Raw genomic sequence first — 22,132 nt, 5'->3', positions numbered from 1 at the left:
TGAGTACTTAACGCGGGACTGGGTAGATGCGCATCAGGAAATGACCTCGTTCCAGTCGACACTCGGTGACGAGCCGGGGATCGCAGAGGAGCTGGCGAAGGGCCAGCGGGAGATCTCCATCGCCGAGTTCTTCGAGAAGAACAAGCACATGTTGGGCTTCGACAGCGGAGCCCGCGGGTTGGTCACCGCCGTTAAGGAGGCGGTGGACAACGCGCTCGACGCCACGGAGGAGGCGGGAATCCAGCCCGACATCTACGTGGAAATCGCCGAGGCGGGCGACTACTACCGCCTCGTCATCGAGGACAACGGGCCGGGCATCACGAAAGAGCAGGTGCCCAAAGTGTTCGGGAAGCTCCTCTACGGCTCTCGCTTCCACGCGCGCGAACAGTCCCGCGGGCAGCAGGGTATCGGTATCTCCGCGGCGGTCCTCTACTCGCAGCTGACGAGCGGCAAGCCCGCCAAGGTGACGAGCCGGACGCAGGGCTCGGAGGACGCCGAGTACTTCGAACTCGTCATCAACACGGACCAGAACGAACCCGAGATTCGCACCGAGAAGACGACCTCGTGGGACCGCCCCCACGGCACGCGCATCGAGTTGGAGATGGAAGCCAACATGCGCGCCCGCCAGCAGCTTCACGACTACATCCTCCACACGGCGGTCGTCAACCCCCACGCCCGCATCGAACTCCGGGAACCCGGCCTCGACGAGCCGATGAAGTTCGAGCGGGCGACCGACCAGCTTCCGAAACAGACGAAGGAGATTCGCCCGCACCCCCACGGCGTCGAACTCGGGACGCTCCTGAAGATGCTCTCGGCGACCGAGTCGTACTCCGTGTCCGGCTTCCTCCAAGAGGAGTTCACCCGCGTCGGCGCGAAGACCTCCGACAAGGTTCACGACGCCTTCCGCGACCGGCACTTCGGCCGCGAGATGACGTGGCGGACGCCCGACGCGTCCGAGGCCGACGACCTCGTCGCCGTCGTCGAGGACGCCGTCGCCAACAAGGGCAAAGAGGCGACCGCGGCGTTCGCGGACGAACTGGTCGATATCGTCGTCGGCAAGGACCGCATCGCCCACGGCGAACTCGTCACTATCGTCGAAAACGCCGCCGAGACGGTCGGTGAGGACACCGACACCTCGTTCGGTGAGACGGTCCGCGAGAACGTCGTCGAGGCGCTGTGGCCCGCCCTCACCGACGACCGCGAGGGCGACGCGTACGCCATCGTCGACGACGTGACCACCACGCAGAAAGACGACGCCGGCAAGCTGTCGATGGCGCGCTCCATCGCCACGCAGTTCGCCGAGACGACCGGCCCGGCCGACCGCGCCACCCGCGACGACGTGGCCGAGTTCGTCTCGTGGGCCGCCGACCGAACCAAAGAGCGCGAGGACGAGACCTACGGCGAGACTGCACAGGAGAACATCGCCGACGCCATCTGGTCGCGGATGCGAACCGTCTCCGACGAGGTGCCGAAGGTCCGCGAGGTCGCCGACGACCGCGACGTGGCCCGCGACCTGCTCGACGCGATGCGCGAGACGGACATCCTCGCGCCGCCGACGGACTGTCTGTCTCCCATCTCGGCGGAACTCGTCGAAGCCGGCCTGAAAAAGGAGTTCGACGCCGACTTCTACGCCGCGGCGACCCGCGACGCCGAGGTCCACGGCGGCGACCCCTTTATCGTCGAAGCCGGCATCGCCTACGGCGGCGAACTCAAGTCCGAGGGGAAAATCGACCTGCTCCGCTTCGCCAACCGCGTCCCGCTGGTCTACCAGCAGGGCGCGTGTACCATCACCCACGTCGTCAAGGACATCGGCTGGCGGAACTACGGCCTCGACCAGCCGGGCGGCAGCGGCATGCCGAACGGCCCCGCGGTTCTGATGGTCCACGTCGCCTCCACGAACGTCCCCTTCACGAGCGAGTCGAAGGACGCGCTCGCGGACGTGCCGGCGATTCAAGACGAGGTCGAACTCGCCATCCGCGAGGCGGCCCGCGACCTCAAATCCTACCTGTCGAAGCGGCGGTCGCTCCAGAAGCGCCGCGAGAAACAGGACGTGCTCGGCCGCATCCTCCCGCAGATGGCGACGAAGCTCTCGGAGGTCACCGGGCGACCCGAGCCCAACATCGACGGCGCGCTCGGCCGCATCATGAACAACCTGACCGTCGAGCGGGCCGTCGACGACGGCGAGGTGACGCTCACGGTGACGAACCACTCCAACACGAACGAGTCGCCGGACATCACCGATATCGTCTCGGCCGAGCCGGGCGGTCTCGACGGCGAGGCGACGGTCGTCGACCTCGACGGGGAGTGGTTCGTCAAGTGGAACCCCGAGGTGTCGTCCGGTGAGACGGCGACGCTCACGTACTCGGTCGCACAGGACGCGTCGTTCGACATCAACGTCGACGGCGTCGAGACGGAGAAACTCACGGTGAACGTATAATGGCATCCGACCAGCAGACATCCGAGGAACGCGCCCGCGAGCGTCTCATCGACCTCGCGGCGGAGTTCTACGACCAGTTCGACGCGGGGGAGATTCCGCACATGACGCTCCCGACGCGGACGAAAAGCAACATCGAGTACGACGAGGACGCCAACGTCTGGGTGTACGGCGACCGGACCTCGAAGCGCTCTGCGAACAGCGTTCGGGGCGCGCGAAAGCTCCTGAAGGCCGCCTACACCATCGAGTTCCTCGCGCGCCAACTCGACGAGGACCGCTCGTCAACCCTGCGTGAGCTGTACTACATCTCCGAGTCGTGGGACAACGAGGAGGCGCACTTCTCCGACCAAGACGAGTCAAACAAGCTCATCGAGGACTTGGAAATCGTCAGCGATGTCAAGCGCGAGGACTTCCACATGCGCCCGGAGGAGTCCGGCGCGAAGCTCATGGGTCCCCTCAAAATCCGCGAGCAGACGAACCGCGGCGACCGCGAGATTCACTGCCAGTTGGACGTGGGACAGGGCGGCTACCAGATTCCGAACAACCCCGACACCATCGAGTTCCTCGAACACGACATCGAGTTCGTCATGTGCGTCGAGACCGGCGGGATGCGCGACCGCCTCGTCGAGAACGGCTTCGACGACGACTACAACGCGCTCGTCGTCCACCTCGGCGGCCAGCCGGCGCGCGCCACCCGGCGTATCACGAAGCGCCTGCACGACGAACTCGACCTGCCGGTCGTGGTCTTCACCGACGGCGACCCGTGGTCCTACCGCATCTTCGGCTCGGTCGCCTACGGCTCTATCAAATCCGCGCACCTCTCGGAGTACCTCGCCACGCCCGACGCGAAGTTCGTCGGCATCCAGCCGCAGGACATCGTTGACTACGACCTCCCGACCGACCCGCTCGCGGACTCCGACATCAACGCGCTCCAGTCCGAACTGGAGGACCCGCGGTTCATGGGCGACTACTGGACCGAGCAGATAGAGCTCCAACTCGACATCGGCAAGAAGGCAGAACAGCAGGCGCTTGCCTCCCGCGGTCTCGACTTCGTGACCGACGAGTACCTGCCGACGCGCCTCGACGAGATGGGTATCATCTAACCCCGCTCACTCCCGGTCGCCGTTTTTCTACCTCGTTTCGGTCAGATTGAACAGCGCCACGATAGTGAACCCGCCGTAGAAGCCGAGGGTGTGAATCGCCAGCTCGGTCGCGAACCCCGCGGTGGTTTGGATGGGTTTGATGTGAAAAAACAGCGCGTCGGTCGTCAGGACGACGAGCGTGGCGGCGAGACAGATGAAGAGCCGACGAACACTGAAAAGCGGGCTCGACCGGAGGGCGTCGCGCATGGCGGTTCGACGGTCGCCCGCTGTATGAGCCTGTTGCCGCGCGGAGGGTTCGGATTCGGTGGCGTCGCGGCTCGCGGTTCGCGCTTACGGATACAGCCCGTCGCCGCGGAATCCGTCGAAATAGCGTCTGACCACGCCGTTCAGTGTTCGCGGCTCGCTCGTCGCGAGGTCGTGACCCGCCCCGGAGAACAGCGCGAGCGTCGCGTCCGCGACGCCGCCTTTGAGTTCTCGAATCCGCGGTTCGGGGAACAGTCGGTCTGCCTTCCCGGCGGCGACGAGCGTCGACGCGTCGATGTCACCGAGTATCTCTCGGGAGTCGTGTTCGAGACAGGCCGTACAGGAGACGACCGCGTCGGCGGGGACGGCGGGCCGGAAGTCGACGACCCGGCCGGCCGCCTCGATGAGCGCCGGGGCGACCGTCGCTTCGAGGCCGGTCGCGGACTCCCGCTCCGCGTCCGCGACGACCTCGGCCCACCGGCTCTTGCCCGCCAGCGAGCGCCAGCGCGTCACGACGTTCTCGCCGTGGCCGCCGAGTCGCGTCCCGGCGGCGACGACCGCCAGCGAGTCCACGTAGTCGCCGTAGTCGGCGGCGAGGTACTGGGCGACGAGGCCGCCCATCGAGACGCCGATAACGTCGGCCGGCCAGAGGTCCTGTTCGTCGATGACGCCGGCGTAGCCCGCGGCCATGTCGCGGGTGGTCGAGCCGACCGGGAGGTGTCGCGGGCGGCCGACCACCCACACGTCGCGGTCGTCGAACTCGCGGAACAGGCCGGCGAGCGCCGCCGCAGTCCCGCGGTTCGGGTCGATGCGCTGGAAGGCGTCGGAGAGGCCGGGAAGCACCACGAGCGGGTCGGCGTCGGCGTCACCGAAGCGGTAGTAGGGCCGCCGGCCGCCGAGCATGCCGTAGTCGAGGTCCATACGCGAACCGACGGCCCGACGCGGCAAAATCGTTCGGTCCATTCGCCAGTCCGTCTGGTTGTCTGTCTGCCCGGCTGTCGGTCCCGCCGTCGCCGCCTCAGACCTGGTCGGGGTCGTCGAGGACGACCGGGATACCGCGGTTCGCCACGTCCACGACGAAGGCGTCCGGGTCGGTTTCGAGAAGCGGAATCGTGTCGTAGTGAATCGGAAGCACGAGGTCCGGGTCGAGCGTCTCCGCGAGGTCGGCGGCCTCGCGGCGGTCCATCACGACCGAGCCGCCGATGTTGGCGAGAAACAGCGACACTTCGAGATGTTTGTGGCCTTCGAGCACGTCGGAGTCGCCGGGCCAGAAGACGGTTCGGTCGGCAATCGAGATGTGGAAGCCGCAGCCGAACCCCTGCGGGTGAACCACGTCGCCGTCGCGGAGATGCGGGCCGTCGGGGTCGTTGAACGCCGGGAGCGACCACACGTCGACCTCACCGACGGTGAGGTGGGCTTCCTCGTCCACGCGGACCGTCTCGTAGGGGAGGTCCTCGACCGGCACCACGTCGCGGTCGATAGTCGCCGCGTCGACCCCCTCGAACGCGACGACGGTCGCGTCGGCGTCTGCGACCTGCTCGATGGCGTCGGAGTCGTAGTGGTGGTTGTGCGTGACCAAAATCAGGTCGCCGTCGCGGGCGTAGTAGTCGTCGAGGACGCCGTAGCGGCCGGGGTCGAAGTAGACGACGAAGCCGTCGGGCGACTCGATTCTGACGGTCGCGTAGCCGAGCCACGACACGTCGAGGCCGTCGTGTTTGATGGTCATACGCGATACCTCGGACCGAGGGGTAAAAAGCGCGGCTCTCGGTGAGAGTCGGCCGGTGCGGACGGGCGGCGGGTGGCGGTGGCGGGTGACGGGTGGCGAGCGACAGTGGCGGATTCGCGGGGTCCCGCTCAGACGAGCGTGTCGCGCAGGACGCCGAACACGACGAGGCTCCACAGGAACACGCCGGCCCCGTAGCACAGGAGGGCGAGTCGGAGCGACGTGTCCGTCTCGACGGGCGACCACAGCCCCGCGTTCGAGACGACCCTGTTCGTCCCGCCCTTCTCGCCCGCGTGTTCGACGTTGCTCGGACCCATCTGCCCGACTGCGCCGCCGCCGAGCACGACGAGGAGCACGCCGGCCCCCGTCAACGCCAGCAGGTACAGCCCCGAGTGCGTGGCGAGATACACCGCACCGACAGTAACCAGCCCGAGGAGCCCCGTATAGAGCGCGAGCGGCTTCAGGAGGGCGTTAACGTCCGTGGAGGGCATTTGTGTGAACCTGTGGATTTTAGCACAGTATATCTCTTTGGGCGCGACCCGCCGCGAGCGTCGCTCACTGCGAGTCGGCCAGTCGCTCCACGCGGTCCAGCGAGTCGGCCGTCTCGGCGGTCTTGTCCTCGCGGACGGTGACGAACCGCGGGAACCGAAGCGCGTAGCCCGAGGAGTACGTCGGCGAGGCCTGAATCTCCTCGTAGCCGACTTCGAAGACGACCGACGGGCGGATGTCGACCTCCTTGCCCGCCTCGCGTTCGATTTCGGGTTCGAGGAGGTCGGTCAACTCGGCCAACTCCTCGTCGGTGATGCCCGTGGCGACCTTGCCGATGGTCTCGAAGGCGTCGTCCCCGGACTCGGCTTCGACGCGGGCCGAAAGCAGGAACGTCCCGAGGAACTCCGCGCGGCGACCCTCGCCCCACTCCGCGCCGGTGACGACGAGGTCCAGCGTCTCCACGTCGGGCTTGCGCTTCAGCCAGTTCTTCCCGCGGTCGCCCGGCGAGTACGGCGCGTCGGGGTTCTTCAGCATGATACCCTCGTGGCCGGCGTCGAGGGCGTCGGCCTCGTAGGCGGCGATTTCGTCGGGGTCGTCCGAGAGGAGCAGGTCCGAGACGGCCGGTGAGTCGTCACCGAGGAGCGCGGTCAGTCGGTCGTGGCGGGCGGCAAGCGGGTCGGCCAGGAGGTCGTCGCCGGCGGCGTGCAGGCAGTCGAACGCCCGGAGTTCGACCCGGACCTCCTCGCGCATCCGTCCCACGTCGTGTTTTCGGCGGAAGCGACGGAGAATCTCCTGAAACGGCAGGGGCTCGCCGCCGTCGTCCATCGCCACGACCTCGCCGTCGAGGATGACGGGGTCGTCGACCGCGCCGGCGACGAACTCGACCACCTCGGGGAGCGCGTCGGTCACGTCCTCCATGTTGCGCGAAAACAGCGACACCTCGCCGTCGGCGTCGCGGTGGACCTGCACGCGCGCGCCGTCGAACTTGGTCTCGACCGCGGCGGTTCCCCACTCGTCGAGCGCGTCGGCGGCGGTGCCGGCCTGTGCCAGCATCGCTTGCACGGGGCGGCCCACTTCGAGGCGAACCCCGTCGAGCCCGGCTTCGCCCTCGTCGCGGGCGAGTCCGGCGACCATGCCGTAGTCGTTCGACACCTGCAAGGCGCGGGCGACGGCGGCGATGGCCTCGTTTCGGCGCTCCCGGGCGGCGGCTTCGGTCTCCGAGTCGGCGTCGTCGTCGCGGATGGCGGCGGCGTCCGCGGGGGCGACCAGGAACGCCTCCGCGACGGCGTCGCGGACGGTCCCCTCGCCGACGCCGATGCGCATCTCGGAGAGGACGAGCCGCGCGAGGAAGCGCGCCTCGTCGGGGTCGGTCCGGTTGAACAGGCCGTAGAGCGTCTTGAGCTTCGTCTCCTCGCTGCCGGAGCCGGAGGCGGCCGCGAGGGCGCGGAGCTCCGAATCGACTTCGGCGACGGTCAGGCCGTCCTGTTCGCCCGAGCCGAAGGCGGCGAGGCCGCGCTGGCCGCCGAAGTCGTAGCTCGCGGCGACCGCGCCGATTTCGCCGCGGTCGGCGAGGCGGTCCTCCACGTCGTCGGCCGAGACGTTCGGGCCGGCGGCGCGGGCGATGGCCTCGTGGCAGAGCCGCGGGCCGATGTCGAGCGTGGTCGAGTCCCACGCCGGGAAGACGCGACCTTGGACGAACCGGGCGACCGTCGGGAGGTCGTCGCCGGCGTCGGAAAAGAGGTCTGAGAGGAGCGAGACGACCGCGAGGTCCGCTGGCTCGGCTTCTATCTCGGCGGCGCGGGCGGCGAACTCGGCGAACTGCATCGTCCGTGGGTATCGCCGCGCGGGGCAAAAGCGTCTCGACAGTCGTCGGGGATGTGATTCGCTGTCGAACGTCCGGAGTGCCGGGAAGTTGAAGGCGTTCGACGCCAGAACGCCGGGTATGAGCGACGACCTCGCAGAGCGCGTCGAAGACGTGCTCGCGGTCGACGCGGCCGAGTTCGAAGCGCAAGCGAAAGCCGACGCCGAGGTGCTCAAGCGCGAACTGCGCGAGGGGACCTTCGATAACCACCAGTCAATCGTCGGCTTGGAGTACGAGTTCTACGCCGTCTCCGACGGTCGCTGGTCCGCGAGCGAAGACGACGTGCACGCGCTCATGCGGGTCCCGCGCCGCCTGCTCGGCCTCATGGGCTTCGAGAAGGAACTCGGACTCCACAACGCCGAGATGACCACGAGCCCCCAACCGCTGAACCCCCACGGCCTCCGCGCGCAGGAATCCGAGGTCCGCGCCCGACTCGACGCCGCGCTCGACTGCGCCGCCGCCGAGGGGATGCGCCTCGTCTCCGACGGGATGTGGAGCATCCCGCCGGCCGGCGAGAGCGCCCGCGAGTACCTGACCGACTCCGTCACCGACGGAGGCGTCCGCCTCGCGACGAACATGAGCAACTCCGTGCGCTACCACGCGATGGCGAACGGGCCGACCGCCCCGGCGTCGTTCACGCTCGACGCGCCGCACGTCTCGCTGAAAGCGGACACCGTGATGCCCGAGGCGCTCATCACGTCCATCCAGCCGCACTATCAGGTCCCGCACGCCGACGACCTGCCGTACCACTTCAACTACGCGCTGCGGGTCGCCGGGCCGCTGCTCGCGCTCGGCGTCAACTCCCCGTTCTTCCCCGCAGACCTCTACGACGAGGACGCGACGGCCGACGAAATTCTCGACGACGGGTGGGACGAAAACCGCATCGCGGTGTTCGAGTCGGTGCTCAACTCCGGCGACCACGAGAAGGTCGCCTTCCCCGGCGACCTCGACACCGTCGAGGACGCGGTCGACCGCGTCGTCGAGGACTCCACGATGGTCCCCATGTCGGTCGAACGCGGCGACCGCTTCGACGACGACTTCGCCACGCTCCGCCGGAAACACGGCACCTACTGGCGGTGGGTCCGCCCGGTGTTCGACGGCGCGTCCCGGTCGTCGGCCAACGCCCGCATCGAGTTCCGACCCATCGCGGGCCAGCCGACCGTCCGCGACTCGGTGGCGTTCCAGGCGGCCTTCGCCGGGCTCATGGAACGGCTCCCTCGACTCGACCATCCCGTCATCGGCCTCGACTGGGAGACCGCCGAAGAGAACTTCTACACCGCGATGCGCGAGGGGCCGCACGGCGACCTACGGTGGATAGACGTCGACGGCGACGACGTGACCGGCGCGGAGCTCTACGAGGACCTGCTCGTCCACGCCCGCGACGGGCTTCGGCTCGCGGGCTGTTCCGAGGAGGAGGCCAACTACTATCTCGAACCCCTGCGAAAGCGCGTCGAGACGGGCGTCACGCCGGCCGACTGGAAGCGCGCCCGCGTCCGCGACGCCCTCGACGGCGGCGGCGACTTCGGGGCGGCGCTCCGCGAGATGCAACGCGAGTACGTCGAACGGCAGTCCGAATCGCTGCTCGAAGGCGCGTTCTCGGACTGGTTCTGACGGCGCGAGCGCCCGCGTCCGCGACGACGCTCGCGGCCGTGCTCGCCGGCCGCCGACGCTCTCACGTCTTGTCGGAGAAATAACTATTACTGCGTCCCGCGAAGACCGCGTATGGTCTCCCGTCGGACGAAAGCGGTCGCTCAACTCGGTATCGCAGTTCTCACCGCGCTCTGGATGGTGTCGATGCGCCGTCTGCTCCGCTCCAGTGACGACGAGTCCCACGAGCCGACGCCGCTGTCGCCGGGCGGACTGGCCGTCGGCGGAGCGTGGGGAGTCGGACAGGTGTGGGCGTACGACCGCGATTGCTGGAAGGTTCGGTCGAATCGGCGTCGCGGGCTGGTCGTCAGCCTCGTCGGCCTCGCGGTCGAGCGCCGACTGCTTCCCCGCACCGAGTCGTTCACGTACAGCCTCGGCTTCGGGCGCGTCCTCGGCGTGGTCGTCTACCGGGCGTGGTACGGGCTCTTGCGGCCGCTTCCAGGCGGCGACTGAGCGAGGGATTCGGCCGCGGGGATTTCGTCGCGGGCTCCGTTACGGCGGTTTCGTCGCGGGGCTCCCACCGCGGGAGTTCCGGCCAGTCCCGCCGGTCACGAATCGCGAAAATGGAGAGAAACCGCCGACTGCGGGCGACTTATTCGAGGCCTTCGAAGTTCTGGTGGCGCTGGATGTCGACGCCGTCCTCGGTGACGACGGCGATGTTGATGCCGTTGCCCGAGGCGAGGTCGCGCTCGACCGCCGAGCGGATGGCCTTCGTGGCGACTCCCTTCGCCTCCTCGATGCTGAGGCCGTCTTCGAACTCCTGTTCGAGCACACCGAGGGCGTACTGGCTGCCGGAGCCGGTGACGGTGTACTCCTCTTCGAGGATGGAGCCGGCGGGGTCGATGCTGTAAATGTGCGGGCCGGTCTCGTCGACGCCGCCGAGGATTGGCTGGACGACGTAGAACCCGCCCGAGCGGAGGAAGTTGCCGACGAGCGTCGACAGCGCCTGCATGCTCATGTCCTCGCCGCGGCGAGCCTCGTACAGGCGGACCTCGGCGCGGAGGGAGCTGATGAGCGACTGGGCGGCCGAGACGGAGCCGGCGATGGTCAGCGCGCCCGTCGGGTGAATCTCTTCGACCTTCTGGACGTCCTTCGAGGAGACCATGTAGCCCATGCTCGCGCGCATGTCGGTCGCGAGGACGACGCCTTCTTCGGTCTTGATACCGACGGTGGTCGTTCCGGTCTTCGTCTCTTTGTCACCGAGTTCGTCGGCGCGGCGGTCGGCGTTCGAGAACTCGCCGAGCTCGGGGCCGAACACGTTCGAGCGGTCGCCGTTCAGCGAGTCGAGACGGCCGGAGAACTCGTCGTGAGTCGGGGTACGCATTGTCAGCGATTGCACTTCGGCGCTGATAAATGCAACCCTTCACCTCTCCGTTGCCGGTGCCAAAGCGTCAGACGCGTGTCGGCGGCGGCCGCGCGAGGCGGTCGCTCGCGGTGAGCGGCGTCGGAAGGAGGGAGTCGCCCGAGTCGCGTTAGCGAGCCGCGGCGCGTTCGTAGGCGGTTCCGGTCGTCTCCACGAGCCGGCGAATCGGCAGGGTCACGCCCATCCGACGGGCGGCGAGCGCGACGGGGAGCAGCGCGATGCCCATCGCGACCGATAGCTGGTAGGCGGCGAACAGGACGTACTTGGTTAGGCGGGGAATCATCACCGTGTCCTCAGTCGAGGCTCGGGCGGTGCCAGTATATAAATCTTCTCTCAATCCGACGCGGAACACCCCGACGCTGTCTGTCGATTAAAGCGAACTTGTCTCTAGACCAACTAGACCGACTATTCGGCGTGGGTCGCGCGTGACCCGCGGAGTGCTTTTCTATAAGTTATAGCGATAATCACCGTGGCATGCGCGGGTCGTGCGCGCCCCGGTCGGGCGGCGGGAGCGTCGCGAATTCGGACGCATCGCGGATTCGGTCGCGTCGCGGTCGGTGCGCGCGTCGGGCGTGTGAATCCCACGCGCCCCGACACTCGAACCACAAGACACGAAACCCCACCGGCGCGTAACGTATGTATGAGCAACTATCTCGTCGCGATGGAGGCGGCCTGGTTGGTCCGGGACGTAGAAGACATCGACGACGCCATCGGCGTCGCGGTCAGCGAGGCCGGCAAGCGACTCAACCAGAAGGACAAGGAGTACGTCGAGGTCGAAGTCGGCGCGACGCCCTGTCCCGCCTGTGGCGAACCGTTCGACTCCGCGTTCATCGCGGCCAACACCGCGCTCGTCGGCCTGCTCCTCGAAATCAAGATTTTCAACGCGGACGGCGAGAAGCACGCCTCCCGCATCGCCAAAAGCGAGGTCGGCGGCGCGCTCCGCGACGTTCCTCTCGACGTCATCGACATCCGCGAGTTCGACTCCGACGAAGAGCAGTAACGCGGCGACTCCCATCTCCGGTGGGCGACCGGAACACTTTTTCATAACTACGGGTTATCACTCCGGCATGGAACTCCCCACGCCGCAGGACCTCAGGGAACGGCGGAACTCCTTGGAGTTGACGCAGAGCAAACTCGCCGACATGGCCGGTGTCTCACAGCCGCTCATCGCCCGCATCGAAGGCGGCGACGTCGACCCGCGCCTCTCGACGCTCCGGCGCATCGTCGAGGCGCTGGACGAGGCCGAGGGTCGCATCGTGCGCGCGGAAGACATCATGAACACGACCGTCCGGAGCGTCGCCCCCGACAACTCCGTCCGCGAGGCGCGCGACATCATGCTCGACGCCGGCTTCTCGCAGTTGCCCGTCATCGAGAACGGCCGCCCGCTCGGCATCATCTCGAACGCCGACATCCGCCACGTCCAAGAGGACGACGTCACCGACCGCCCCGTCAACGAGGTCATGTCCGAGGGCGTCACGACCGTCGAACCCGAGACGACGCTGGACGAAATCGGCGTCTACCTCGACCACAACTCGGCCATCATCGTCGTCGAAAGCGGCGAGACGGTCGGTATCATCACCGAGGCCGACATCGCGGCCCACATCTGAGGCGGCCCCGAACCGACGGTCGGTCCCCGACAGCCCGCCGCTGCGGACTCACCGCCGCCGGACGACGAGCGGCGTTTCTCCCTTCGGCTGGGTCGTCATTTCGGGCGTGATTGCTAACGCTCCGTCGCCGCCCCAGTCGAGGTCGAAGTCGCGGAGGACGGTCGCGAGCACGATTTTCGCCTCCGTGAGCGCGAACGCTCGCCCGAGACAGCTCCGCGGTCCGGCCCCGAAGGGGAGATAGGCGTAGGCGGGTCGGTCGGTGTCGTCGTCCCATCGCTCGGGCCGGAACGCGAGCGGGTCGTCGTACCACCGCTCGTCGCGGTGGATGCGGATGATCGAGAGGTGGATGTCCGTGCCCGCCGGGATGACCCGGTCACCGGTCGGAAACGGTTTCGCCGTCTCTCGCGGGAGCGTGTGGACCGGCGGATAGAGCCGAATCGTCTCCTTGATGACGCGTTCGAGCACCGGAAGCTCCCGGGTCGCCTCGGCGGTCACGGGGCCGTCGCCGACGACGCGGTCGACCTCGGCGGCGGCGCGCTCGCGGGTCTCGGGGTGGGTCGCGAGCAGGTACAGCGCGTAGGTGAGCGCGAGCGCGGTCGTCTCGTGGCCGGCGAAAATCATGCCCACGAGCTGGTTCTCCAGCGACTCGACGGTCGTCGGGTAGTCTGCGTCTGTTCCGAGCGCGTCGGCGAGGCGGCGAGTGAGGCTCTCGTCGTCGGCGGTCTCGACCAGTTCTCGGACCTCCTCGCGGAGGACGCGGTCGGCGCGGTCGAACCGGCGTCGACTCGGCGTCGGCACCCACGACGGCAGCACCCACGACGCGGGCGCGAAGCGGCCGTTGAGACCGTCGGCGGCCGACCGAATCCGCTCGTCGCCGTCGCGGTCGAGTTCCCGGCCGAGGATGGTGGCGAAGATGATGTCCAAGGTGACCGCCTTCATCTCGGATTCGAGCGACAGCGTTCCCGCGTCGGGCCACGTCCGCAGGCGGCGCTCGACCTGTCGGCGCATCACGGACGCGTAGTCGTCGACCCGGTCCCAGCGGAAGAAGGGGTCTAGCTCGTCGCGCTGTCGCCGCCACTCGTCGCCCTCGGCCGCGATGACGGCGTCGCCGAAGGCGGCCTCGAACTCGCCGCCCTTGACGATTGAGTCGCGGTCGGTCACGAACGCCCGCTCGAAATGGTTGGGGTGGGCGAGGACGTACAGCTCGTCCATCCCCACCACGTCGAGTCCGACCGCGTCCTCGACGCCGTGGTCCGCGAGGAGGTCGGCGACGAAGCCGAACGGGTCGGCCGCGAAGCCGACGGTGTGGCCCACGAGCGGGAGGCCGCTCGGAGTCGGTGGCGGTGAAGTCACACCACCACTATGGCGAACATCGATAAAATAGTGCTTCTCATCGAACAGTTCGATTCGGCGCTCGGTCCGGCCTCAGAGGTCGAGGCCGCGAATCGAGACGCCGTCGCCCGCCTCGACGCGCCCGATGACGCGGCCGTCGGTCGCCTCGACCAGCGCCTCGGCGTTCTCCTCGGGGACGGCCGCGACGAAGCCGGTGCCCATGTTGAACGTCGTGTGCATCTCCTCGTCGGAGACGCCGCCGCGTTCTTGGACGAACTCGAACACCGGCTGGGGGTCGAACGCGTCGTCGACGACGTAGCGGAACTCGCCCATGCGTTCGAGGTTGGTCCACCCGCCGCCGGTGACGTGGGCCGCGGCGTTGGTCTCGGCCGCGCGCAGGTCGTCGAGCAGGTAGGTGTAGAGCCGCGTCGGTTCGAGGAGCGCCTCGCCGACGGTGTCGTAGTCGTCGCCGTCCCAGTCGTCGTCGTAGTCGCCGTCGGCCGTCGCGGCCTTGCGGGCGAGCGTGAGACCGTTCGAGTGGATGCCGGACGACGGGAAGCCGACGAGCGCGTCGCCTTCCTCGGCCTCGCCGGGGAAGATGGCGTCTTTCTTCGCCAGTCCCGCGCAGGTGCCGGCGAGGTCGAGGCCGTTGATGACCTCGGGCATGACGGCGGTTTCGCCGCCGACGAGTTCGATGTCGGCCTCCTCTGCGCCCGCGGCGAGGCCCTGTCCGACCTGCTCGGCGAACGTCTCGTCGGGGGCGTCGACCGCGAGGTAGTCCACGAACGCGACGGGCCGAACGCCGGCCGCGACGAGGTCGTTGGCGTTCATGGCGATGCAGTCGATGCCGACCGTCGAGTAGTCGTCGAGCGCCTCGGCGACGAGCAGTTTGGTGCCGACGCCGTCGGTGGCGAGTCCGAGGTAGCGGTCGCCGATGTCGAGCAGGCCGGCGTAGTCGCCCGACCCGCCGCCGACCTGTGCGACGAGCGCGGCGGTCGCGGCCTCGCTCGCTTCGATGTCGACGCCCGCGTCGGCGTAGGTCATCCCGTCGGAGTCGTCGTTCGTCATGTTCGTGTACGAGATAGGCCGAAATATAAAATCACAGGGTACGAATCATACACGTTCTCGCATAGATGAGCGTTCGCCGGCGACCCGACCGACGACGGATAGACGGTGGGCCGGCGTCGCCCCCTTCGGTTACCCACTTCCTGCCGAGCGTGCGCGCTCCGAGACGCCCCCCGCTACGACCCTCCTAACCGCCCGCTTCCGAGCTATTGTTATTGAATAATAGACAGCTATTGCAATATTTGCGAAAAAGCACGAGACGAGCGGATAAATATTCTCGGGCGATTTGAGACGTTTGTAAAACGTTACGAAAAGAGAATGTCTCCCGTAACCCGGCCTTGAACGGTCGAAAAAGGACCCGAATTCACGGTAACGCTCGGTCCCTTATATTATGGTCCCTGTCGTATGCAGAAGTGACGATGTCCGGAATCCCCTCCACGAACGACTCGATCGCGCTCGACTTCGCATCGACCGTCGGTCGCCTCGCGTACGCCCCCCTCGAAACCGTCGCCTTCTGGTCGGCAGTCGCGCTGCCCCTCGCGTACCTGCCCGTCCTCAGCGGCGGCCTCTCGACCGGCGAACTCCCCCTCTTCGTCGGCCTCATCGCCCTCCACGCCGTCGCGCTCGTCCTCGGGCGCGACCACGGCCAGCAGTAAACCGCGGTCCTCGACGCGGACGACCAACCCGGATTCGTCTCGGTTCCCCGCCGACGCAGGCCTCTCTCACGGCGCGCCTGCCCCTGCCCGACCGCGAACCGCCCGCAAACCAGTCCACCTGCCCGACTCCGACCCGAACACCGACCTCAGCCAACCTCTGCCCACCCCAACTCACCCCTGCCAACTTCAGCCAACCTCTGCCCACATCAGACACAGCCCAATCCAACCCCGCGTCTCGAACTGCACTCCACGGCCGCAAGCGTCCCCGAATCTCGACCTCGACGACCGGTCCCCGCCGCACTCGTGCGGTCCCCTTCTCCCCGCATTCGTCCTCGTAGCGCCCCGAGTACCGACTGCGCCCCGAGTCCTTCGAGTGCTCTCTGTTCTCCCGTCCGACGCTAGCGGTCGCTCGCGACTTCGAGAACGAGACGAGCCAGAAATAGCGCGATTGGGGTTGTCCGAAACGCCCGCCGGTCGGGTCAGAACCCGACGAACAGGAACAGGCCGACGGTGAGGAGAATCGACAGGACGAGGACGCCGGCGAACACCGGCGTGCTCCACGACTGGACCGTCTTACCGTCGAGCGAGCCGAGCGGGAGCATGTTGAACGCCGCGAGGAAGGCGTTGATGATGAGCCCGCGCGAGCCGACGAGCTGGATTACGTCGGAGCCGACGAGGACGCCGACGACGAGCACCGGCGCGAACGCGACGAGGAGCAGCAGGTTCGTCACCGGTCCCGCGAGGGCGATGAGGCCGTGTTCGCGCTCCGTGAGCACGCCGCGGTGATAGACCGCGCCGGGCGCGGCGAAGATGAACCCGACGAGCGCGCTCATGATGGCGACCGCGAGCATGCCGTAGTCGGCGCGGAACTCGGCCACCTGATTGAACCTGACGGCGACGACCTTGTGGGCGACCTCGTGGAGGAGAAAGCCCACGCCGGCCGTCAGGAGGCTCACGACGAGCGCGAGACCGAACGACCCGTTCGTCAGCAGTTGGATGGTGCGGTTGCCGCCGCCGGCGAAGAAGATGGCGAAGGCGAGGCCGAGCGCGACCCACGCGACGAGCAGGTCGCGGAGCTCGCGCGAGGAAAACGAGACGTTCACGTCAGGGACCTCCAGATGAGGTCGGCGCTGTTGCGCGCGCCCTCGAACATCAGGTTCGTCACGCCCGCGACGCCGCCGAGGTCGGAGGCGATGACGGGGATGACGTAGGTGACGAAGAGGAAGCTCGCGACGATGCTCCCGATGTTCGTCATGGCGACGACCATGATGAGCTTGAACAGCGGCACGTCGAACATCTGGCCGACGAGCTCGACGATGGGCGTCTCCTCGTCGTCGAGCAGTTCGTTCAGCGTGCCGATGTCACCGACGTTGACCGGCGTGTGGCGGAGTTCGACGTAGCCGGTGAACCAGCCGGGCGCGAGAAGCGGGTTGATGGAGGTCATCCACGCGACGAGGCCACCGACGAGGGCGGAGGTCCACCGCGCGCCGGCGACCTTGGCGAGCGCGGCGGCGAACACGCCGTTGATGAGGAACCACGCGCCGAAGATGGTCAGGAGTCGTTCGTTGCCGACGCCGGCCATCGCGAGGAGGACGAAGAAGGCGACGAACACGGCGGTAACGCCGAACCCGAGCAGCTTGCCCCACGGGAAGCCGTCTTTTTCCGCGACGCCGACGAGCGACTCCATCGGCGGGAGCGTCTCGGGGTGTTCGAGGTAGTTCTCGATGCCCTCGCGGTGGCCCGCGCCGACGACGGCGACGACGTGGCGGCCGGACTGCCGGAGCGCGACGAGCTGGTGGGCGATGTAGGCGTCGCGCTCGTCGATGAGCGCCTCCGCGCCGCCGGGACTGAACCGGCGGAACTCCTCCATCATCGCCGAGACCACGTCGCCGTCGGTCAGTTCGGCCATGTCGAACTCCTCGTAGTCGGCGTCGGCGTCGCCCTCGACGGGCGCGAACAGGCCGAAGGCGTTCAGGACCGCGCCGACGGTGACGCCCACGACGACGCCCGCGAGGACGCCGATGACGAGGCTGCCGACGATGGCGATACCGAGGCTCCCGAGGAGTCCGGAGACGAAGCCGGTACCGACTCCGAGGCCGAAGCCGGCGACGATACCGATTGCCGCGCCGCCGCCGAGGCCGGCGAGAATCGCGTCGTCGCCGTCGAGAGAGAACGAGGCGACGGTGTAGAGCAGATACGCGGCCACGCCACCGAAGACTGCGGCCGTGGCCGTGCGCGTCAACAGGAGGTCGGTGACGCCGACCGCGCCCCCGAACAGGCCGACGAGCGGCCCGAGGACGACGCCGACGGCGATGCCGAACACCGCGCCGACCCCGCGGGCGTCGGCGACCCCGAACAGGAGGTCGCCGGCCATGCGCATCTTTTCGAGCGTGCCCATCCGCTGCCAGAAGCGCTGGATGGTCACCTGGATGTCGCGGTCGACGAGCGCCACGTCGAGACCCTCTTCCTCGGCGGTCTCGACCGCCGCGAGCATGTCCGCGCCGGGCTTCACGTCGAACTTGTCTCCCATCCGCGACTGGACGTACGACAGCATCCAGTAGGCGATAAACTGGAAGACGGTGTTGCCGCGGAGCAGGTCGCGCGCTTCGATGTCGTCGGGCGTTCCGCCCTTCAGCTGTCGGTAGCGCCCCTCGTCGAGTTCGACCGCGACGACGTCGGGACGCTCCTCTCTGACGGTCTCTTCGACCTCTCTGACGCTGTCGGCCGAGACGTGGGCCGTGCCGACGACGCGGACGTGGCCCTCGCCGGGCGACGAATCGTTCATCGCCGGGTTTACCGCCCCACGGTTTTTATCCGTGTCGGCATCTCCCACGAACTATGCAGGAGTTCGACGCGCGAACCCCGACGCCCGCCCACGAGACGGCCATCGACTGCCTCCGCGCCGGCGTCGAGGCCGTCCTTCCCGACCGCGTCGTCCGCGAGTCGGTGTCGCTCGACGGCGACGCGCTGACCGTCGCGGACGAGACCTACGACCTGAGCGCCTACGACCGAATCCTCGTCGTCGGCGGGGGCAAAGCCGGCGACGGCGTCGCCGACGCCCTCGAAGCCGTCCTCGGCGACCGCATCGACGACGGCGTCGTCGTGACGCCCGACCCGACGCCGAGCCCCGACGGACGCATCGAGCGACTCCCCGGCGACCACCCGGTCCCCTCCGCGCGCGGCGTCGAGAGCACGCGGCGACTCGCGGCCCTCCTTTCGGACCTCGACGACCGGACGCTCGTCCTCGCGGCCATCACGGGCGGCGCGAGCGCGGTCCTCCCGGCCCCCGCCGAGGGCATCTCGATCGCCGAGTTGCAGGAGACGACCGACAGACTGCTCGAAAGCGGCGCGGAGATTCACGACCTCAACGCGGTCAGAAAGCACGTCTCGACGCTGAAAGGCGGCGGTCTCGCGCGACTCGCCGCGCCCGCGACGGTCGTCGGCCTCGTCCTCTCGGACGTGGTCGGAAACGACCTCGGCGTCATCGCCTCCGGCCCGACCGCGCCAGACGAGACGACCTACGACGACGCCCTCGACGTGCTGGACCGCTTCGACCTCGACGTGCCCAAACCGGTCCGCACGCGCCTCGCCCGCGGCTCCGCGGGCGACGTGCCGGAGACGCCGAAGCCCGGCGACCCGGTGTTCGACCGGGTGACGAACCACGTCCTCGCGGACACGTTCACCGCGCTCGACGCCGCCCGCGAGGTGGCCGACGACCGCGGGTACGAGTCGCTCATCCTCTCCTCTCGCGTGCGCGGCGAGGCGCGCGAGGCCGCGAAGACCCACGTCGCCGTCGCGGAGGAGTCGCTGGCGACCGGAAACCCGATCACCGCGCCCGCTGTGGTCCTCTCGGGCGGCGAGTGCACCGTGACGGTCCGCGGCGACGGCGACGGCGGGCCGAACCTCGAATTCTGCCTCGCGGCCGCCGCGGAACTCTCCGACGGGACCGTCCTCGCCAGCATCGACAGCGACGGAAAAGACGGCGGGACCGAGGTCGCGGGCGCGGTCGTTGACGCCTCGTCGGTCGCCGCGGGCGACGCCCACGCCGCGCTGGCGAGAAACAACGCGCTCCCGGTGCTCCGAGAGGCCGGCGCGCTCGTCGAGTCCGGCGCGACGGGGACGAACGTCAACGACCTGCGCGTCCTCGTGGTCAGCGAGGGCGTCTGAGCGCCGGCGATTTTCGGCTGGCGGGACAACAGGTTTGTATCCTCCGGCGGAGTACTCCACGCCATGGCCGGTTTGTTGCCCTCCACCCCCGACACCTCCGCCGCGGACGAGTCCTCCCCGCGGGTCATCGGACTCGAAGACGACGAGGCGTCGGACCTCCTGTCGGCGCTCTCGTCGGGGACGGCCCGCCGCGTGCTCGCCGCGCTCCACGAGGAGCCGACGAACGCCGCGGAGCTCGCGGAACGCGTCGACACGTCGCTCCAGAACGTCCAGTACCACCTCCGAAAGCTCGACGACGCGGGCCTCGTCGAGGTGGTCGACACCGTCTACTCCGAGAAGGGCCGCGAGATGAAGGTGTACGCGCCCGCCGACAGGCCGCTCGTCGTCGTCGCCGCGGGGGAGGAAACCCGGACGGGGCTGGCGTCCATGCTGACGAGCCTGCTCGGGGGCGTCGCCGTGTTGGCGCTGCTGTCGGCGCTCGTCCAGTGGGTCGCCACGCGCGGGGTCGGCGTCCTCGGCGGCGGTGGCGGTGCCGCGGAGTCCGCCGACGCCGGGGCGGTCTCGACGATGGCCGCGGAGGCCGCGCCCGCGGCGGCGCAGGTCGTCCCGCCGGGGCTCGCCTTCTTCGCCGGCGGCCTCGTCATCCTGCTCGTCGTCGCGGCCGTCCAGTTCGCCCGACGGTGAGGCCCCGCGGGGGCCGACGGCGACCGGGCCGGCCATTCGCGCTGGGGTAACTATTCGTACTCCCCCCAACTACAACGTAGCATGAAACACCGTGCCGTGGTCCGCGGTATCGGGGTCGGCGTCGGCGAAGACGGCTCGAACGTCCCGGCGGTCGTCCTCGAAGCGCGCGACGAGTTCCTGCCCATCGTCATCACGTCGGACCAGGCTCAGGCCATCCAACTCGGTCTCTCCGGCGAGCAGTTCGAGCGCCCGCTGACCCACGACCTCCTGGTCGAGATGGTGACGGAGTTCGGGGGGGCAATCGACAGCATCCGCATCGACGACCTCTCGAACGGCACGTTCCTCGCCAAGGTCGACGCCGAGCGCTACCACGACGGAGAGGCGCGGTCGGTCGTCTTCGACGCGCGCCCGAGCGACGCCATCGCCCTCGCCATCCGCGTGGACTGCCCGATTCTCGTCTCCGACGAAGTGCTCGACGCCGCCGGCCAGTCGCCCGAGGCGTTCGACGCCGACTTCGACGAGTGACCCGGGGCCGTCGCCGCCGCGCCCCACGATTTCAAGCCCCCTCGGCGTGACCCTGCTCGCATGAGCGAACCCACCGCGACGCTCGACGAGTCGCGCACCGAGATGACCGAACTCCTCCTGCCGAACGACACCAACAACCTCGGGCGAGCCCTCGGTGGCGCGGTCCTCCACTGGATGGACATCTGCGGGGCCATCGCGGCGATGCGCTTTTCGAACCGCCAGTGCGTCACCGCGTCGATGGACCACGTCGACTTCATCAGCCCCATCGACCTCGGTGAGGTGGCCGTCATGGAGGCGTACGTGTTCAACGTCGGTCGGACCAGCGTGGACGTGAAAGTCGACGTGCACGCCGAGAACCCGAAGACCGACGAGCGACGGAAGACGACCACGTCGTTCCTGACGTTCGTCGCGCTCGACGACGACGGGAAGCCGACGCCCGTGCCCCGCCTCGTCTGCGAGACCGACGAGGAAGAGGAACTCCGCGCCGAGGCGGTCGCCGCCCGCGCCGACCAGCTCGAATCCGTCATCGAGCGCATGGAGTAGGGCGGACGCTCCCACCGACGACAGCGCCGAACTCTTTTCCCCCGCGGCGACCGACTGGCGACCATGCTCGACGTTCCCGTCCCGGCTCCGCCGTCGCTCCCGACCGTCGACCCGAACCAGTACGACGACGCGCAGGTGGCGGCCGACGCCGACTTCAAGCGCGCCGAGTTGGAGGAGTTCCTCGAAGCCGGCGCGTGGGCCGACGCCTTCGAGGCGTGGGCCGCCGAGACGCCCGTCACCGAGGCGCAGTGGGAAATCGTCCTCGACCTCGACCTCCTCTCCCACTTCGACTTCTTCTGGGACGACTTCGCGGACCGCGTCGGCTACCACGCGCCGGGCATCCCCGAGGACTGGAAGGAGCGCGAACTCCACCCCGAACTCACCTCGTGGGGCGAGGTGTCGTCCATCAACGCCGGCCTCACCGAACTCGGACAGGACGTGTGCGACGTGCTCAAAGACGACTACATCGACTGGGAGTCCGAGTACGAAGCGCCCGACGACCTGCCGGACTTCGGCTGAGTCGCCGCATCTCTCCCCGTCCGTCGTTTTTCTTGGCACGGCCTCTCACGACCTCCGAAAACCGTTGGGAATATTCTTTTATTCGTGGTATTCCCGTCGAACGTACTTATTTATGGGGATATTCTGGTCAGATTTGGGAAAACGGTGATGTCCCAATCGCCGCTCTCATCT

23 protein-coding genes are annotated in these 22,132 nt (G+C 68.3%); 12 read left to right on the top strand and 11 right to left on the bottom strand.

Annotated elements, in window-relative coordinates:
- The first annotated feature begins 40 nt into the window (after nucleotides 1-40).
- A complete protein-coding gene (locus DEQ67_RS07880) occupies nucleotides 41-2,437 on the top strand; it encodes a DNA topoisomerase VI subunit B (RefSeq protein ID WP_115802623.1) in 2,397 nt (798 codons plus the stop codon).
- Entirely contained in the window at nucleotides 2,437-3,537 is a 1,101-nt protein-coding gene (locus DEQ67_RS07875) for a DNA topoisomerase IV subunit A (RefSeq protein WP_115802622.1), read from the top strand. The genes DEQ67_RS07880 and DEQ67_RS07875 overlap by 1 nt, the downstream gene beginning before the upstream one ends.
- A gap of 27 nt (nucleotides 3,538-3,564) precedes the next feature.
- Here the strand turns inward: DEQ67_RS07875 and DEQ67_RS07870 are convergent, their stop codons facing one another.
- The 5 genes from DEQ67_RS07870 to ligA form a co-directional block, all read right to left on the bottom strand.
- Entirely contained in the window at nucleotides 3,565-3,783 is a 219-nt protein-coding gene (locus DEQ67_RS07870; protein WP_004041448.1) for a hypothetical protein, read from the bottom strand.
- Between the two features lie 84 nt (nucleotides 3,784-3,867).
- A complete protein-coding gene (locus DEQ67_RS07865) occupies nucleotides 3,868-4,701 on the bottom strand; it encodes an alpha/beta fold hydrolase (RefSeq protein WP_115802621.1) in 834 nt (277 codons plus the stop codon).
- A gap of 97 nt (nucleotides 4,702-4,798) precedes the next feature.
- On the bottom strand, nucleotides 4,799-5,506 hold the full coding sequence (locus DEQ67_RS07860; RefSeq protein ID WP_004063244.1) for an MBL fold metallo-hydrolase: 708 nt from the start codon (nucleotides 5,504-5,506) through the stop codon (nucleotides 4,799-4,801).
- Between the two features lie 128 nt (nucleotides 5,507-5,634).
- A complete protein-coding gene (locus DEQ67_RS07855) occupies nucleotides 5,635-5,994 on the bottom strand; it encodes a hypothetical protein (RefSeq protein WP_115802619.1) in 360 nt (119 codons plus the stop codon).
- Nucleotides 5,995-6,058: 64 nt separating this feature from the next.
- A complete protein-coding gene (gene ligA, locus DEQ67_RS07850; RefSeq protein ID WP_115891245.1) occupies nucleotides 6,059-7,816 on the bottom strand; it encodes an ATP-dependent DNA ligase LigA in 1,758 nt (585 codons plus the stop codon).
- A gap of 118 nt (nucleotides 7,817-7,934) precedes the next feature.
- On the opposite strand from ligA, the gene DEQ67_RS07845 reads away from it, so the two are divergent.
- On the top strand, nucleotides 7,935-9,464 hold the full coding sequence (locus DEQ67_RS07845; protein WP_115802617.1) for a hypothetical protein: 1,530 nt from the start codon (nucleotides 7,935-7,937) through the stop codon (nucleotides 9,462-9,464).
- A 111-nt stretch (nucleotides 9,465-9,575) separates the two neighbouring features.
- Entirely contained in the window at nucleotides 9,576-9,953 is a 378-nt protein-coding gene (locus tag DEQ67_RS07840; RefSeq protein ID WP_004041441.1) for a hypothetical protein, read from the top strand.
- Between the two features lie 139 nt (nucleotides 9,954-10,092).
- On the opposite strand, the gene psmB is transcribed toward DEQ67_RS07840, so the two are convergent.
- Both psmB and DEQ67_RS07830 read right to left on the bottom strand, forming a co-directional pair.
- Nucleotides 10,093-10,824, bottom strand: a complete 732-nt coding sequence (gene psmB, locus DEQ67_RS07835) for a proteasome endopeptidase complex subunit beta (RefSeq protein ID WP_004041440.1) — start codon at nucleotides 10,822-10,824, stop codon at nucleotides 10,093-10,095.
- Nucleotides 10,825-10,972: 148 nt separating this feature from the next.
- Complete coding sequence (locus DEQ67_RS07830; protein WP_004063248.1) at nucleotides 10,973-11,146, bottom strand: hypothetical protein; 174 nt, start codon at nucleotides 11,144-11,146, stop codon at nucleotides 10,973-10,975.
- Between the two features lie 357 nt (nucleotides 11,147-11,503).
- On the opposite strand from DEQ67_RS07830, the gene DEQ67_RS07825 reads away from it, so the two are divergent.
- Together DEQ67_RS07825 and DEQ67_RS07820 are read left to right on the top strand one after the other, a co-directional pair.
- Nucleotides 11,504-11,863 (top strand): DUF555 domain-containing protein, encoded by a 360-nt coding sequence (locus DEQ67_RS07825; protein ID WP_004041438.1) that lies wholly within the window; start codon nucleotides 11,504-11,506, stop codon nucleotides 11,861-11,863.
- A gap of 67 nt (nucleotides 11,864-11,930) precedes the next feature.
- Nucleotides 11,931-12,470 carry a CBS domain-containing protein gene (locus DEQ67_RS07820; protein WP_004041437.1) on the top strand — a complete coding sequence of 180 codons (540 nt, stop codon included), beginning with the start codon at nucleotides 11,931-11,933 and terminating at the stop codon, nucleotides 12,468-12,470.
- A gap of 48 nt (nucleotides 12,471-12,518) precedes the next feature.
- Here the strand turns inward: DEQ67_RS07820 and DEQ67_RS07815 are convergent, their stop codons facing one another.
- Nucleotides 12,519-13,823, bottom strand: coding sequence for a cytochrome P450 (locus tag DEQ67_RS07815; RefSeq protein WP_115802616.1), 1,305 nt, complete (start codon nucleotides 13,821-13,823; stop codon nucleotides 12,519-12,521).
- A gap of 72 nt (nucleotides 13,824-13,895) precedes the next feature.
- Nucleotides 13,896-14,870 carry a phosphoribosylformylglycinamidine cyclo-ligase gene (gene purM, locus DEQ67_RS07810; protein WP_115802615.1) on the bottom strand — a complete coding sequence of 325 codons (975 nt, stop codon included), beginning with the start codon at nucleotides 14,868-14,870 and terminating at the stop codon, nucleotides 13,896-13,898.
- Between the two features lie 416 nt (nucleotides 14,871-15,286).
- Between purM and DEQ67_RS07805 the strand changes: the two genes are divergently transcribed.
- Nucleotides 15,287-15,523 carry a hypothetical protein gene (locus DEQ67_RS07805; RefSeq protein ID WP_115802614.1) on the top strand — a complete coding sequence of 79 codons (237 nt, stop codon included), beginning with the start codon at nucleotides 15,287-15,289 and terminating at the stop codon, nucleotides 15,521-15,523.
- Between the two features lie 479 nt (nucleotides 15,524-16,002).
- Here the strand turns inward: DEQ67_RS07805 and DEQ67_RS07800 are convergent, their stop codons facing one another.
- Both DEQ67_RS07800 and DEQ67_RS07795 read right to left on the bottom strand, forming a co-directional pair.
- Nucleotides 16,003-16,626 carry a hypothetical protein gene (locus DEQ67_RS07800; protein ID WP_004063252.1) on the bottom strand — a complete coding sequence of 208 codons (624 nt, stop codon included), beginning with the start codon at nucleotides 16,624-16,626 and terminating at the stop codon, nucleotides 16,003-16,005.
- On the bottom strand, nucleotides 16,623-18,308 hold the full coding sequence (locus tag DEQ67_RS07795; RefSeq protein ID WP_115859842.1) for a TraB/GumN family protein: 1,686 nt from the start codon (nucleotides 18,306-18,308) through the stop codon (nucleotides 16,623-16,625). Before DEQ67_RS07795 ends, DEQ67_RS07800 begins: the two co-directional genes overlap by 4 nt.
- A 53-nt stretch (nucleotides 18,309-18,361) precedes the next feature.
- Between DEQ67_RS07795 and DEQ67_RS07790 the strand changes: the two genes are divergently transcribed.
- The 5 genes from DEQ67_RS07790 (at nucleotide 18,362) to DEQ67_RS07770 (ending at nucleotide 21,961) form a co-directional block, all read left to right on the top strand.
- A complete protein-coding gene (locus tag DEQ67_RS07790; protein WP_115891246.1) occupies nucleotides 18,362-19,690 on the top strand; it encodes a glycerate kinase type-2 family protein in 1,329 nt (442 codons plus the stop codon).
- Nucleotides 19,691-19,753: 63 nt separating this feature from the next.
- Nucleotides 19,754-20,374 carry an ArsR/SmtB family transcription factor gene (locus tag DEQ67_RS07785; RefSeq protein WP_115802611.1) on the top strand — a complete coding sequence of 207 codons (621 nt, stop codon included), beginning with the start codon at nucleotides 19,754-19,756 and terminating at the stop codon, nucleotides 20,372-20,374.
- Between the two features lie 81 nt (nucleotides 20,375-20,455).
- On the top strand, nucleotides 20,456-20,899 hold the full coding sequence (locus tag DEQ67_RS07780) for a bifunctional nuclease family protein (protein WP_004041429.1): 444 nt from the start codon (nucleotides 20,456-20,458) through the stop codon (nucleotides 20,897-20,899).
- 60 nt (nucleotides 20,900-20,959) lie between these two features.
- A complete protein-coding gene (locus DEQ67_RS07775; protein WP_004063256.1) occupies nucleotides 20,960-21,442 on the top strand; it encodes an acyl-CoA thioesterase in 483 nt (160 codons plus the stop codon).
- 63 nt (nucleotides 21,443-21,505) lie between these two features.
- Nucleotides 21,506-21,961: a hypothetical protein gene (locus DEQ67_RS07770; protein ID WP_004063257.1), complete on the top strand. Its 456-nt coding sequence runs from the start codon at nucleotides 21,506-21,508 to the stop codon at nucleotides 21,959-21,961.
- The last annotated feature ends 171 nt before the right edge of the window (nucleotides 21,962-22,132 follow it).

This window comes from Haloferax sp. Atlit-48N, from assembly GCF_003383015.2.
Classification (GTDB): Archaea; Halobacteriota; Halobacteria; order Halobacteriales; family Haloferacaceae; genus Haloferax; species Haloferax volcanii.
Note: the sequence above shows the minus strand (reverse complement) of the source record. Positions and strands in the feature narration are given on the sequence as shown.

Bases quoted from the DNA above. Each gene is read 5' to 3' on its own strand.
- DEQ67_RS07880 (WP_115802623.1), top strand. From the start codon at position 41: ATGACCTCGTTCCAGTCGACACTCGGTGACGAGCCGGGGATCGCAGAG.
- DEQ67_RS07875 (WP_115802622.1), top strand. From the start codon at position 2,437: ATGGCATCCGACCAGCAGACATCCGAGGAACGCGCCCGCGAGCGTCTC.
- DEQ67_RS07870 (WP_004041448.1), bottom strand. From the start codon at position 3,783: ATGCGCGACGCCCTCCGGTCGAGCCCGCTTTTCAGTGTTCGTCGGCTC.
- DEQ67_RS07865 (WP_115802621.1), bottom strand. From the start codon at position 4,701: ATGGACCTCGACTACGGCATGCTCGGCGGCCGGCGGCCCTACTACCGC.
- DEQ67_RS07860 (WP_004063244.1), bottom strand. From the start codon at position 5,506: ATGACCATCAAACACGACGGCCTCGACGTGTCGTGGCTCGGCTACGCG.
- DEQ67_RS07855 (WP_115802619.1), bottom strand. From the start codon at position 5,994: ATGCCCTCCACGGACGTTAACGCCCTCCTGAAGCCGCTCGCGCTCTAT.
- ligA (WP_115891245.1), bottom strand. From the start codon at position 7,816: ATGCAGTTCGCCGAGTTCGCCGCCCGCGCCGCCGAGATAGAAGCCGAG.
- DEQ67_RS07845 (WP_115802617.1), top strand. From the start codon at position 7,935: ATGAGCGACGACCTCGCAGAGCGCGTCGAAGACGTGCTCGCGGTCGAC.
- DEQ67_RS07840 (WP_004041441.1), top strand. From the start codon at position 9,576: ATGGTCTCCCGTCGGACGAAAGCGGTCGCTCAACTCGGTATCGCAGTT.
- psmB (WP_004041440.1), bottom strand. From the start codon at position 10,824: ATGCGTACCCCGACTCACGACGAGTTCTCCGGCCGTCTCGACTCGCTG.
- DEQ67_RS07830 (WP_004063248.1), bottom strand. From the start codon at position 11,146: ATGATTCCCCGCCTAACCAAGTACGTCCTGTTCGCCGCCTACCAGCTA.
- DEQ67_RS07825 (WP_004041438.1), top strand. From the start codon at position 11,504: ATGAGCAACTATCTCGTCGCGATGGAGGCGGCCTGGTTGGTCCGGGAC.
- DEQ67_RS07820 (WP_004041437.1), top strand. From the start codon at position 11,931: ATGGAACTCCCCACGCCGCAGGACCTCAGGGAACGGCGGAACTCCTTG.
- purM (WP_115802615.1), bottom strand. From the start codon at position 14,870: ATGACGAACGACGACTCCGACGGGATGACCTACGCCGACGCGGGCGTC.
- DEQ67_RS07805 (WP_115802614.1), top strand. From the start codon at position 15,287: ATGTCCGGAATCCCCTCCACGAACGACTCGATCGCGCTCGACTTCGCA.
- DEQ67_RS07795 (WP_115859842.1), bottom strand. From the start codon at position 18,308: ATGAACGATTCGTCGCCCGGCGAGGGCCACGTCCGCGTCGTCGGCACG.
- DEQ67_RS07790 (WP_115891246.1), top strand. From the start codon at position 18,362: ATGCAGGAGTTCGACGCGCGAACCCCGACGCCCGCCCACGAGACGGCC.
- DEQ67_RS07785 (WP_115802611.1), top strand. From the start codon at position 19,754: ATGGCCGGTTTGTTGCCCTCCACCCCCGACACCTCCGCCGCGGACGAG.
- DEQ67_RS07780 (WP_004041429.1), top strand. From the start codon at position 20,456: ATGAAACACCGTGCCGTGGTCCGCGGTATCGGGGTCGGCGTCGGCGAA.
- DEQ67_RS07775 (WP_004063256.1), top strand. From the start codon at position 20,960: ATGAGCGAACCCACCGCGACGCTCGACGAGTCGCGCACCGAGATGACC.
- DEQ67_RS07770 (WP_004063257.1), top strand. From the start codon at position 21,506: ATGCTCGACGTTCCCGTCCCGGCTCCGCCGTCGCTCCCGACCGTCGAC.